At 74.0% G+C, this 10,521-nt stretch carries 14 protein-coding genes; 7 read left to right on the top strand and 7 right to left on the bottom strand.

From position 1 onward, the window contains the following. Positions 1-120: 120 nt before the first annotated feature. Positions 121-675, top strand: coding sequence for a GNAT family N-acetyltransferase (locus ACFQ87_RS16220; RefSeq protein WP_380611420.1), 555 nt, complete (start codon positions 121-123; stop codon positions 673-675). Positions 676-809: 134 nt separating this feature from the next. Here the strand turns inward: ACFQ87_RS16220 and ACFQ87_RS16215 are convergent, their stop codons facing one another. Further along, positions 810-1,646, bottom strand: a complete 837-nt coding sequence (locus tag ACFQ87_RS16215; RefSeq protein ID WP_380611419.1) for an NmrA family NAD(P)-binding protein — start codon at positions 1,644-1,646, stop codon at positions 810-812. Positions 1,647-1,831: 185 nt separating this feature from the next. On the opposite strand from ACFQ87_RS16215, the gene ACFQ87_RS16210 reads away from it, so the two are divergent. Then, complete coding sequence (locus ACFQ87_RS16210) at positions 1,832-2,581, top strand: MBL fold metallo-hydrolase (protein ID WP_380611418.1); 750 nt, start codon at positions 1,832-1,834, stop codon at positions 2,579-2,581. A 61-nt stretch (positions 2,582-2,642) separates the two neighbouring features. Here the strand turns inward: ACFQ87_RS16210 and ACFQ87_RS16205 are convergent, their stop codons facing one another. Further along, positions 2,643-3,632, bottom strand: a complete 990-nt coding sequence (locus ACFQ87_RS16205) for a zinc-binding alcohol dehydrogenase family protein (RefSeq protein ID WP_380611417.1) — start codon at positions 3,630-3,632, stop codon at positions 2,643-2,645. A gap of 109 nt (positions 3,633-3,741) precedes the next feature. Between ACFQ87_RS16205 and ACFQ87_RS16200 the strand changes: the two genes are divergently transcribed. Continuing rightward, positions 3,742-4,092, top strand: coding sequence for an ArsR/SmtB family transcription factor (locus tag ACFQ87_RS16200; protein WP_380611416.1), 351 nt, complete (start codon positions 3,742-3,744; stop codon positions 4,090-4,092). On the opposite strand, the gene ACFQ87_RS16195 is transcribed toward ACFQ87_RS16200, so the two are convergent. Both ACFQ87_RS16195 and ACFQ87_RS16190 read right to left on the bottom strand, forming a co-directional pair. Next, a complete protein-coding gene (locus tag ACFQ87_RS16195; protein ID WP_380611415.1) occupies positions 4,089-4,622 on the bottom strand; it encodes a hypothetical protein in 534 nt (177 codons plus the stop codon). The genes ACFQ87_RS16200 and ACFQ87_RS16195 overlap by 4 nt on opposite strands. Positions 4,623-4,825: 203 nt before the next feature. Next, positions 4,826-5,593, bottom strand: a complete 768-nt coding sequence (locus ACFQ87_RS16190; RefSeq protein ID WP_380611414.1) for a CDP-alcohol phosphatidyltransferase family protein — start codon at positions 5,591-5,593, stop codon at positions 4,826-4,828. A gap of 305 nt (positions 5,594-5,898) precedes the next feature. On the opposite strand from ACFQ87_RS16190, the gene ACFQ87_RS16185 reads away from it, so the two are divergent. Then, positions 5,899-6,465, top strand: coding sequence for an NUDIX hydrolase (locus ACFQ87_RS16185; protein ID WP_380611413.1), 567 nt, complete (start codon positions 5,899-5,901; stop codon positions 6,463-6,465). Between the two features lie 44 nt (positions 6,466-6,509). Then, positions 6,510-7,199: an HAD family hydrolase gene (locus ACFQ87_RS16180; RefSeq protein WP_380611412.1), complete on the top strand. Its 690-nt coding sequence runs from the start codon at positions 6,510-6,512 to the stop codon at positions 7,197-7,199. A 33-nt stretch (positions 7,200-7,232) separates the two neighbouring features. Here ACFQ87_RS16180 and ACFQ87_RS16175 read toward each other — a convergent pair whose 3' ends face one another. Together ACFQ87_RS16175 and ACFQ87_RS16170 are read right to left on the bottom strand one after the other, a co-directional pair. Further along, a complete protein-coding gene (locus ACFQ87_RS16175) occupies positions 7,233-7,925 on the bottom strand; it encodes a YidC/Oxa1 family membrane protein insertase (RefSeq protein WP_380611411.1) in 693 nt (230 codons plus the stop codon). 115 nt (positions 7,926-8,040) lie between these two features. Beyond that, complete coding sequence (locus ACFQ87_RS16170; protein ID WP_380611410.1) at positions 8,041-8,334, bottom strand: DUF6412 domain-containing protein; 294 nt, start codon at positions 8,332-8,334, stop codon at positions 8,041-8,043. A 124-nt stretch (positions 8,335-8,458) separates the two neighbouring features. Here ACFQ87_RS16170 and ACFQ87_RS16165 point away from each other — a divergent pair, with 124 nt between their 5' ends. Both ACFQ87_RS16165 and ACFQ87_RS16160 read left to right on the top strand, forming a co-directional pair. After that, positions 8,459-8,743 carry a type II toxin-antitoxin system Phd/YefM family antitoxin gene (locus ACFQ87_RS16165; protein ID WP_380611409.1) on the top strand — a complete coding sequence of 95 codons (285 nt, stop codon included), beginning with the start codon at positions 8,459-8,461 and terminating at the stop codon, positions 8,741-8,743. Then, positions 8,736-9,158, top strand: a complete 423-nt coding sequence (locus ACFQ87_RS16160) for a type II toxin-antitoxin system VapC family toxin (protein ID WP_380611408.1) — start codon at positions 8,736-8,738, stop codon at positions 9,156-9,158. The genes ACFQ87_RS16165 and ACFQ87_RS16160 overlap by 8 nt, the downstream gene beginning before the upstream one ends. A gap of 73 nt (positions 9,159-9,231) precedes the next feature. Here the strand turns inward: ACFQ87_RS16160 and ACFQ87_RS16155 are convergent, their stop codons facing one another. After that, the gene (locus ACFQ87_RS16155; RefSeq protein WP_380611407.1) at positions 9,232-10,323 is read right to left on the bottom strand and encodes a Gfo/Idh/MocA family oxidoreductase; all 1,092 of its coding nucleotides are present in this window, start codon (positions 10,321-10,323) and stop codon (positions 9,232-9,234) included. Positions 10,324-10,521 lie beyond the last annotated feature (198 nt).

Genomic DNA, 10,521 nt, shown 5'->3' with positions numbered 1-10,521 from the left:
TCCCCCCCCCCCCCCCCCCTCCCCCCCCCCCCCCCCCCCACGACCAGGGAGAGGAAGCGCACACGTCGGTGGCCGCACAGAGGGGTTGCCAGGGTCGTCGGCGCTGGTGATCATCGTGCGATGAGCGCCATCATCAGACGCGTACGGACCGAGGAGTGGGAGCGGGTCAAGGCGATCCGACTGGACTCCCTGCGGGATCCGGTCGCGAACATCGCCTTCCTCGACACCTACGAGAACGCCGCCGCCCAGCCCGACGAGTTCTGGCAGGGCCGCACCGAGGGCGCGGCCGAGGGTGACTCCGTGCGGCAGATCGTCGCGGAGGCCGAGGGCGGCCGCTGGCTGGGCAGCATCACCGTGCTGGTCGAGCAGCCCGGCGGGGCGGGGGTCCTCGGCGGCGACGTCATCGAGGTCCCGCAGACCCACCTGGTCGGCTTCTACGTGCGCCCCGAGGCGCGCGGCACCGGCCTGGCGCATGAGCTCATCCGGGCCGGCCAGGAGTGGTCCTGGTCGCTCACCGAGCCCCGGATCGAGCGGGTGCGGCTGTTCGTCCACGAGGACAACGTCCGTGCCCAGGCGATGTACCTGCGGGCCGGCTTCAAGCACTCCGGCGTGTCGGTGCCGGTGCCGGGCGACGAGATGCACCGGGAGATCGAGCTGGCGGTCCTCCGGGGCTGACCACTGCGGCGTCGACCTACGGGGCCGGCGCCGGGCTGATCACGGCGGAGCGGAGGGACGCCCTCATCGGTCGGGCCCGCGTGGCGGGACGGGCCCGGCCGGAGAGAGCGTGACGGGTCGGCCGGGGCGGGCGGCTACCGGAAGTCCTCCGCGTGGTCCCGCACCCACGAGCGGAAGCTGCGCGCCGGGTGCCCGAGCACCTGCTGCACGGTGTCCGTCACCCGCTCCGGCTCGCGCGTGAACCCCTCCCACGCCCGCAGCCGGGACTCCACGAACGCCGCGTTCCCCCAGGCCGCCGTCAGCTGTTCGCGGGCCGTCTCGGGCGCGAGTTCCTCCCAGCGCACCTCGGTGCCGGTCTCCTCACCGATGATCCGCGCCAGCTCGGCGTGGGAGATCGACTCGGGCCCGGTGACCACGTACTTGCCGCCGCCGTGCCCGTCCTCGGTGAGCGCCGCCACCGCCACGTCCGCGATGTCCCGCTCGTGGATCAGCGAGCGGCGCGCCTCGCCGTACGGCCAGCGGACGACGCCCTGCCGCACCTGGTCGGCCCAGCCGAGCGTGTTGCCCGCGAAGTCGATCGCCCGCACGAAGGTCCAGCCGAGGCCGGATCGGCGGATCAGCCGCTCGATCTCCTGGTGGAAGATCACCGCCGGCTCGTCGTCCGCGAGGTCGGCCACATCCGTCGACAGGTACACGACCCGCTCGGCGTGCTGGTCGATCAGCTCCACCACCCGCGGCTGCACCGGAATCCCGGGCCACATCAGGTAGACGCTCTCCACCCCGCCGCTCAGGGCGTCCACCAGGCTCTCCGGCGCCGCCAGATCACCCTGCACGGCCTCCACTCCTGCGGGCAGCGCGGCCTTGGCGGCGTCCCGTACCAACGCCCGCACCTCGTGCCCGCCTTCGGCCAGCGCGGCGACAACATGCCTGCCCACACTGCCGGTTGCGCCGATCACCAGAATCTTGGTCATGCCTGCTCCGAACACCGGGCGGGCCCGGACTATGCCTCGGACGATCAGGCCGTCGTGAAAGGACGTCGTCCGATGAGCCCGCGCCTCTGCCGACTCGCCATGGGCACCGCCGATCCCCCGGCGCCGCCGCCACCGTTCCTTCGAAGGGCTCGTCGCCGAGGCCGCCCGACGGCTAGGCTCGCCCGATGTCCGACGACCGACTCCGGCTCACCGTGCTGGGAAGCGCCACGCCCTACCCGAGTGCCGACAATCCCTGCTCCGGCTACCTGCTGTCCGCCGGGGCCACCCGCGTGTGGGTGGACGCCGGCACCGGCACCCTCGGGCCGCTCCAGCGGTACGTGAGGCTGGACGAGCTGGACGCGATCTGGATCTCGCACCTGCACGCCGACCACTGCGCAGACCTGCTCACCGCCTACTACGGCGCCCTGTACGCCGACATCCGGCTCGCTGCGCCGATCCCGCTCTACGGCCCGCCCGGCACCGCCGACCGGCTGGCGGACTTCCTGACCAACTCGGCGCAGCGCAGTCCGGTCGAATCCGCCTTCGCCGTCACGGAGTTGTCCGACGGGCACCAGGTGACCGTCGGCTCGATGGCACTGACCAGCCGGGCGGTGGAGCACGGCATGCCGGCCTTCGCGCTCCGGGTGGAGGCCGGCGGCCGCTCGCTGGTCTACTCCGGCGACACCGCGCCGTGCGCGGCGCTCACCGAACTGGCCGCGGAATGCGACCTGTTGCTCTGCGAGGCGGAGGGCGACGATCCGGCGCACCACGCCCCCGAGCAGGCCGGCGCGACCGCCACCGCGGCCGCCACGCGCCGCCTGGTCGTCACCCACGTCGGCCGGGCCGTGACCCCCGAGCGGGCGGTCACCCGCGCCGCGGCCCACTTCGCGGGGCCGGTCGCGTACGCCGACCCGGGGGCGACCTTCACCGTCTGAGCCCGCCGACCGCCCCGTACGGGAAGTCGATCCGGCCGACTTCTGGTGCGGGGCGGCCCGCTCAACCCGCCACGCGCACCACGTACTTGCCGGTCGCCCGCCCCTCCTGCATCGCGTCGTGCGCGGTGGGGACGGCCTCCAGGTCGGGCAGTTCGGTGAGCGGGATGCTCAGGCCGCTGTTCGCCTGCAGGTCGAGGGTGGTGCGGATGGCGCGGGCGAGGCGCTCGGGGGCGGTGGCGGCGAAGGCGCGGTGGCTGAAGCCGGTGATGGAGAGGTTGCCGCCCATCAGGCGCCCGAGCGGGGGCAGGTCGCCGACGGTGCCGCCGCCGGCGTTGCCGAACAGGACGATCCGGCCGCCGGGTGCGGTGACGTCCAGGTCGAGCTCCAGCGCGGCGGTGCCCAGCGGGTCGAGCACCAGGTCCACGCCCCGGCCGTCGGTCGCGGTGCGGACGGCGTCGGCGAGCTTCTCGTCGCGGGTGAAGGCGCGGTCGTAGCCCAGCTCGACCGCGGCCGCGGCCTTCTCCGGGCGGCCGACCGTGCCGATCAGCGTGCCCCCGCCGCCGAGCAGTGGGACCAGCTGGGCGATCGCGCTGCCGATGCCGCCGCCGGCCGAGTGGACCAGGACGTTGTCCCCGGCGGTCAGCCGGCCCGCGTCGGTCAGCAGCAGGACGGCGGTGGCGAGGCCCAGCGGGGCGGCCGCGGCGGCGCTGAGCGCCAGCCCGTCCGGGACCGGGACGGTCAGGGCGGCCTCCGCGACGACGACCTCGGCCAGCCCACCGCCGACCGGCGCGGCCACCACCCGGTCGCCCACGGCCAGTCCGGTGACGCCCTCGCCGAGCTCCCGGACCGTACCGGCCACCTCCTTGCCCGGCAGGTACGGCCACTCGGCGGTGTAGCCGCCGTCGCCGCGGCGGGCCATCACGTCCACGAAGTTCAGTCCGGCCCAGGCGACGTCGATCGCCACCTGGCCGGGGCCGGGGTGCGGTGTCTCCGTCTGCTGGACCTCGGAGTTCTCGGCTCCACCGGGTGCGGTCATCACCAGTGCGCGCATGTTCGTGCCCCCTCGACTACGATGTTCGACGAACGGCGAAATTGCCGTGAGCCATTGCTACCACGCTGTTTTGATGGTTGTCGAACATCGCAGATCAGGGAGGTTGTCCATGCCCCGCAGCACCTGCCGCCGACCGGCGCTCGCGCACCCCGCGACCGAGGAGATCGACCTGTACGACGTCCTGCACGCGCTCTCCGACCCGACTCGGATGACCATCGTCCGCGTGCTGCGGGCCGAACCCGAACGGGCCTGCGGCACCTTCCCGGTGGACGTCGCGCCGTCCACCCTCAGCCACCACTTCAAGGTGCTGCGGGAGTCCGGCGTGATCACCCAGCGCGAGGAGGCCAACCGCCGGTTCTCCGCCCTGCGCACCGTCGACCTGGAGCGGCGTTTCCCCGGCCTGCTCGACACGGTCCTCGCCGCGCTCGCCCGCAACGACGTCGCGGTCGAGGCGGCCTAGGAACGGGCGTCGGCCGTGCGGTGCCGGCGGTGGTACGAGACGGTGACCGCCGCCAGCAGCGGCCCCCAGGCGACCGCCGGCAGGTAGAGGAAGCCGACCAGCAGGTGCCCGAGCGGGGTCATGTTCGGGTGCGGCGTCGCCCACCAGGCGAGGAAGGGCGTCCAGAGCAGCACCAGCCCGGCGGCGCCCAGCGAGGCCGCGATGACGACGGCGCGCGGGTTGACCGGGCGCCCGCCGAGGAACGGGATCCAGCGCGGCGGCACCGTGCCCCAGGGCCGGACCAGGCCGAGGGTGAGCAGGGCCAGCGCCTCGGTGAGCACGCTCAGGGTGACCGGCCACACCGCGTCCCAGCCGGTGAAGCCCACCGCGTGGTAGCCCGCGTCGGTGTAGCCGCCGTGCCAGCCCGTGACCAGCCCCAGCCGCCACAGCCCGGCCGGCAGGGCGGTGACCGCGGCGACGTGCGCGGCGTGGACGGCCCAACGGGGCGGGGCGGCGGCGGGGTCGGCGGCGGTGGGCGGGGGCGTCGTCATGCGTCCACCCTCCCGCCGGGACCGCCCCTGCGGCATCCGCCCGCCGACGGGCTTCGGCCGGCACCCTCCCCCGGGTGGGGGAGTGGCGTCTCAGCCCGCCGGCGGTGCGGGGACCGGCGGTCGTACGGGGGGCGGAGCCCGTACGGGGGCCGGAGCCCGTACGGGGACCGGTGGTCGTCCGAGGGGCAGTCGCCGTACGGGGATCAGCGCAGGCGCGAGGAGGACAGGATCGACGCCAGGTGCGCCACCACCATCCCCCAGGTGATCACCGTGATCCCGGCGAGCGTGGCCCGGGTCGCGTCCAGGTTGCCGAGCCCGGCGTCCACCGCGGCCGCCGCCAGCAGCACCAGGGAGGCCTCGATGCCGTTCGTCACCCGGTGGATCTTGAAGATCGAGGCGAGCCGACGGGCCGTCGCGATGCCTTGGGAGCGCGGCTGGGTGGACTCCTCGTCCGCCGGCGGCTGACCGCTGCGGGCGCGGGCCACGTCCACCAGGTCCGTCGAGGCCTTCAGCAGCACCACGCCCAGCGCGGCCGCCAGGCCCGCCGACACCCACAGCTCCGAGCCGCCGCGCGCCGCCCGGATGCCGGCGCCGATCATCAGCGCGGCGTCCGCCAGGTAGGCGCCGAGCCGGTCCACATACACCCCGGCCATGCTGAACTGGCGCTTCCAGCGCGCAACTTCGCCGTCCACACAGTCGAACAGCAGGAACAGCTGGAACAGCACCGCCGCCAGCACGGCGCCGGTCAGGCCCGGGATCAGCAGGGCCGCGCCGCCGCCGACCCCGCACGCCACCATCACCCAGGTCAAGGTGTTCGGCGAGACCGAGGTCCGCACCAACTGCCGGGTGGTGCGCAGCGAGACGGCCCGCATGTACAGCCGGCCCGCCCAGTGCTCACCGTTGCGGCTCCGCAGCTTGGCCTGCGGCTGGCACACCTCGCGCAACTCGGCGAGCGCCGGAGCAGCCACCATGACGACATCCCTCCACCTGTCCCGAAACGATCACCACAGGCTACGGCCTCCGGAGCACTGCTGTGACCAGCCCGTTCGGCGGTGAACGGGAGAGCGGAGAGGACGGTGCACAGGGGGTGGAAAGGGCAGTGGAGGAGGCGGTGACGAGCCGGTGAGCGGCGGAAAAACGGTGGGCCGGCCGAAGACCCCCGGGCTAGGCTTCGCGGGTTCGCCGGAACCGGAGCCCCCGGGCCCGATCGCCCGCTCCCGCAAGCCGGTTGACGCGGTTCGACGCGGCGCCGGGGCGGAACGAGGAGAGCAGAATCATGGTGACCACGGGCGCCGCGCCGCACAGCCCCGACCTGGCCCGACTCCTGGACGACCACCGGCCGCAGGGCCCGGTGGAGACCGCCGACCTCGCGCGGGTCCGCGCCCGGGTGGGCGCTTCCGACGCGTGGGACCGCGGCACCCCGCTGCACTTCACCGCCTCCGCGCTGATCGTCCACCCGCCGACCCGCCGGGTCCTGCTGCGCTGGCACGTCCGCCAGCAGGCCTGGCTGCAGGTCGGCGGCCACGGTGACCCGGGGGAGAGCCTGCCGCTGGACATCGCGCTGCGCGAGGGCCTGGAGGAGACCGGCCTGGCCGACCTCACCCCCTGGCCCGACGCCGCGCTCGTCCACCTCGCCGTGGTGCCCGTCCCGGCCTCGCCGGTCGAGCCCGCCCACGAGCACGCCGACCTGCGCTTCCTGCTGGCCACCGACACCCCGGACGAGGCCCGACCGGAGAACCCGGCCTCCCCGCTGGAGTGGTTGGGCATCGAGGAGGCCAAGCAGCGGGCCACCGAGGAGAACTTCCGCGAGACCCTCGACCGGGCCGCCCGCCTGCTCGCCTGAACCCCCTACTCCTGAACCCCTTCCCGCCTGTCCGAAGGAATCCGATGCACACCGACCAGACCCTCGTCTTCGACGCCGACGACACGCTCTGGGAGAACAACGTCCTCTTCGAGCGAGCCATCGACGGCTTCCTGGACCGGGTCTGCGCCCCGGCCGAGCGGGAGGCCACCCGGGCCCTGCTCGACCGGATCGAGGCCGCCAACGCCGCCGCCCTCGGCTACGGCGCCGCCGTCTTCCGCCAGAGCCTCGCCGACTGCCTGCAGCACCTCAACGCCGACCGCACCCCCACCGCCACCGAGCTGGCCCGGATCGACGAGCTGCTCACCCCGCTCACCGACCGCGGCGCGATCGAGCTGATCCCGGGCGTCGCCGACACCCTGACCGCCCTCGCGGCGCGGCACCGCCTGCTGCTGCTCACCAAGGGCGACCAGGACGAGCAGCGGGCCAAGGTGGCGGCCTCCACCATCGACCACCACTTCCGCGGCATCCACATCGTGGCCGAGAAGTCGGTGGACACCTACCGGCAGCTCACCGCCGAGCTCGGCCTCGACCCCGAGCGGACCTGGATGATCGGCAACTCGCCCAAGTCCGACATCGCCCCCGCCCGTCGGGCCGGGCTGCGCACCGTGTTCATCCCGCACGAGCACACCTGGGTGCTGGAGCACGCGGAGCTCGGCCCGGACGAGGCGACGCTGCAGCTCACGGCCTTCCCGGAGCTGCTGCGCCACTTCTGAGCCGCTGGTCTCCCGGACTCCCGAGCCCGCGGGCTAGACCGCGAGCGCGGTCGCCGGGACCGGCGCCCCGCCCCGGTACAGCCAGGCCCGCTCGGAGGCCGACCACACGCTCGTGGTCAGCAGGTAGAGCGCGGCCGCCACCGGCACCAGCATCGCGAACAGCACCGAGACGAAGGACAGGTACGGCAGCAACGACGCCCCCGGCTGCGGGGTGGTCTGCGCGGCCGCCGCACGCCGGGCCCGGCGGTAGTTGACGTACCCGACCGCCGCCAGCCCGGCGTACAGCAGACCGAACACCGCGAACTGCCCGGCGCCGTGCGCGTTCCCGACGTGCAGGCCCAGCGGCACCCCGAACAGGGTGTGGTCCAGCAGGTCGTTCGGGGTGGTGAAGAGCCGGTACATCACCGAGAAGAACGGGATCTGGATCAGCATCGGCAGGCAGCCGGCGAACGGCGAGACCTGCTCCTTCCGGTACAGCTCCGCGAGCGCCTCGCGCGCCTTCTCCGGGCTGTTCCTGTGTTTCTTGTTCAGCTCGGCGACCTTCGGCGCGAGCTTCGAACGGGCCTTCTCCCCGCGCGCCGCCGCCCGTGCCAGCGGGTGCAGGCAGAGCCGTACGGCGAGGACGAACAGGACGATCGCCAGCGCGGTCGGCAGGACGTGGGCGATGGCGGAGACCACGGCGTGGGCGACGGTGACGGCCGGGTCGAGAACAGACAGAACGGACATGGTGAAGCGAGCCCTCCGAGGTCTCAGGACATGAGTGATCGGCGGAGGACGGCCGCGAAGAACGTACGGGAGCCGTACGAAGACGTACGGGGAGCCGTACGGGGGAACTGCGGATCTACGCGGCCGCCGGGGCCGCACCCGGCGCCCTGGGGCGTCGCCTGCCCCGGGCGTCCGGATCACGCTGCGGAAGGAACGCCGTACGGAACGCCCGGCGTCGCAGCACCCCGCTGCGCACCGCCGCCGGTGCCCGCGCCCCCAACAGCCGCGTCCCGGCCAACGCCCCCGCGACCGCTCCGGCCACCAGGACCACGGCCGCCACGGCGGCGACCGAGGCCAGTGCGCCGCCGTCGGTCACCAGCTGTCCGGTCAGCACCCGGAGCAGGCCCAGCAGCATCGCGATGACACCCACGGCGCGCCCCTCCCAGTGTGTTCCCGGCTTCTGACGTTCAGCAGGACGATCCTACGACCCGCCGGGTTCCCGCAGTGCTGAGCGAGGTGTAGCCGGCGGTGCTACGCGGGGCTACCTTGGATGGATGAAGACGATTACCCAGCGGGAGTTCCGGAACAACTCCGCCGCGGTGATGGACGCGGTGGAGGCGGGGGAGACCTTCCACATCACCAGGAACGGGGTCGAGGTCGCGGAGCTGCGGCCGGTGTCCGGGCGGCGACGGCTCACGGCGGAGGAGCTGGTGGCGCGGCACGTGAAGCTGCCACGGGTGGACTACCAGCAGCTGCGCAAGGAGGCCGAGGAGTACTTCGGGCCCGAGGAGCTGGTGGGGGACGAGGGCGACGACCCGTTCGAGCGGCGGCGTGGCTGAGCGCCGCAGGGCGTCCCGGCGGCGGCCGGCCGGGGTGCTGGACACCTGTGTGTACATCGACCTGGCGCTGTTGAACCCCGCCGACCTGCCGGCCGTGCCGGAGCTGACCGCGATCACCTTCGCCGAGCTGCAGCAGGGTGTCTCGATGGCGCGGGACCCGGTCAGCCGGGCGGCCCGGCTGGAGGTGCTGGGCGCGGCGATGGCCGACTTCGACCCGCTGCCCTTCGACGCGGCCGCCGCCGCCCGCTACGGGACGCTGGTCACCCTCACCATCGCCGCCGGACGGCAGCCGCGCCCGCGTCGGATCGACCTGATGATCGCCGCCGTCGCCTCCGCCCACGGGCTGCCGCTGTACACCCGCAACGTGGCGGACTTCCGGGGGCTGGGCTCAGCGGTGGAGGTCATCGGGGTGTGAGCGCGGCCGGTCCGTCGCGCTCCGGGTTCTCCCCACCGCCGGGCCGCCGCCCGGGATGTCGGGTGGCTGCCCGTCAGCCCAGCCGGACCGTCGTCCCCGTCGCCGCGGAGGTGCGGGCGGCCTCCAGGACGGCGAGGGTGGCCACCGCGTCGCGAGGGTCGACCGGGGGCGGGGTGCCGGGGACGGTCAGGGCGGCGACGATGCCGACGTAGAAGGCGGGGTAGTCGCCCGGATCGGTGGGCAGCGGGATCGGGGACTCGTCGCTGCCCAGGGTGCCGTACTGCTCGGGCCGGTCGGCGCCCCACGGGTGGCTGCCGTCGGGGCGGCGGCCCGCCCGGAGGTCGGCCTCCTGGGGGTCCATGCCGTGCTTGACGTACCCGGCGGTGTCGCCGAGCACCCGCAGCCGGGGGCCGATCAGCGGGGTGATGGCGCTGGTCCACAGGTGCGAGCGGGTACCGGAGGCGTGGGTGAGGGCGAGGAAGGCGTCGTCGTCCACCACCGCGCCGTCGCGGCGCACGTCGATCTCCGCGTACACCGTCTCGACCGGCCCGAACAGCGTCAGCGCCTGGTCGACCAGGTGGCTGCCCAGGTCGTACAGGGTGCCGCCGACCTCGGCCGGATCGGCCAGCTCGCGCCAGCCCGGCTTGGGCTTGGGGCGGAAGCGCTCGAAGCGGGACTCGAAGCGGTGCACCCGGCCGAGCGCGCCACCGCGCACCAGCCGGCTCGCGGTGAGGAAGTCGCCGTCCCAGCGCCGGTTCTGGAAGACCGAGAGCAGGGCGCCCCGGGCCTCGGCGAGCCGGCACAGCTCCAGCGCCTGGGCGGCGGTGGCGGCCAGCGGCTTGTCCACCACGGTGGCCAGGCCCGCCTGCAGGGCGGCGCGGGCGAGCGGGGCGTGGGTGCGGTTGGGGGAGGCGATGACGACCAGGTCCAGCGCATCCGGGTCGGCGAGCAGTTGCTCGGGGGTGTCCACGGCGCGGGCGTCGGGGTGCTCGCGGCGCAGCTGCTCGCGGCGCTCGGGGTTGGCGGTGACCACGGCGTCCAGCCGCAGCCCCGGCGTGGTGGCGATGAGCGGGGCGTGGAAGGCGGAGCCGGCCAGGCCGTAACCGATCAGGCCGACCCGCAGCGTTCGATCGGGCGGTCGGTGGGCGGGCGTCTGCGGGTTCATGCGGCCTACTCAATCACGAGCCGCCCGGTTGCTCCCGGTTTCCGCCGGGCGATCGTCGCATCCCGTCCAACGGGACGTCCTGTCCCCGACCACCTGCGCGGATTAGTACTGCAACCGCACTTGATCATGGTTGACTTGGCGAGTGATTGATCTTGGGGTGGGACAGGTCGAGGAGTGGAAGGCGGCACTGGCGGGACT

Source organism: Kitasatospora sp. NPDC056531, from assembly GCF_042794375.1.
Classification (GTDB): Bacteria; Actinomycetota; Actinomycetes; order Streptomycetales; family Streptomycetaceae; genus Kitasatospora.
The sequence above is the reverse complement of the archived record's forward strand: the minus strand, read 5'-3'. Positions and strand labels throughout refer to the sequence as shown.

Bases quoted from the DNA above. Each gene is read 5' to 3' on its own strand.
- ACFQ87_RS16220 (WP_380611420.1), top strand. From the start codon at position 121: ATGAGCGCCATCATCAGACGCGTACGGACCGAGGAGTGGGAGCGGGTC.
- ACFQ87_RS16215 (WP_380611419.1), bottom strand. From the start codon at position 1,646: ATGACCAAGATTCTGGTGATCGGCGCAACCGGCAGTGTGGGCAGGCAT.
- ACFQ87_RS16210 (WP_380611418.1), top strand. From the start codon at position 1,832: ATGTCCGACGACCGACTCCGGCTCACCGTGCTGGGAAGCGCCACGCCC.
- ACFQ87_RS16205 (WP_380611417.1), bottom strand. From the start codon at position 3,632: ATGCGCGCACTGGTGATGACCGCACCCGGTGGAGCCGAGAACTCCGAG.
- ACFQ87_RS16200 (WP_380611416.1), top strand. From the start codon at position 3,742: ATGCCCCGCAGCACCTGCCGCCGACCGGCGCTCGCGCACCCCGCGACC.
- ACFQ87_RS16195 (WP_380611415.1), bottom strand. From the start codon at position 4,622: ATGACGACGCCCCCGCCCACCGCCGCCGACCCCGCCGCCGCCCCGCCC.
- ACFQ87_RS16190 (WP_380611414.1), bottom strand. From the start codon at position 5,593: ATGGTGGCTGCTCCGGCGCTCGCCGAGTTGCGCGAGGTGTGCCAGCCG.
- ACFQ87_RS16185 (WP_380611413.1), top strand. From the start codon at position 5,899: ATGGTGACCACGGGCGCCGCGCCGCACAGCCCCGACCTGGCCCGACTC.
- ACFQ87_RS16180 (WP_380611412.1), top strand. From the start codon at position 6,510: ATGCACACCGACCAGACCCTCGTCTTCGACGCCGACGACACGCTCTGG.
- ACFQ87_RS16175 (WP_380611411.1), bottom strand. From the start codon at position 7,925: ATGTCCGTTCTGTCTGTTCTCGACCCGGCCGTCACCGTCGCCCACGCC.
- ACFQ87_RS16165 (WP_380611409.1), top strand. From the start codon at position 8,459: ATGAAGACGATTACCCAGCGGGAGTTCCGGAACAACTCCGCCGCGGTG.
- ACFQ87_RS16155 (WP_380611407.1), bottom strand. From the start codon at position 10,323: ATGAACCCGCAGACGCCCGCCCACCGACCGCCCGATCGAACGCTGCGG.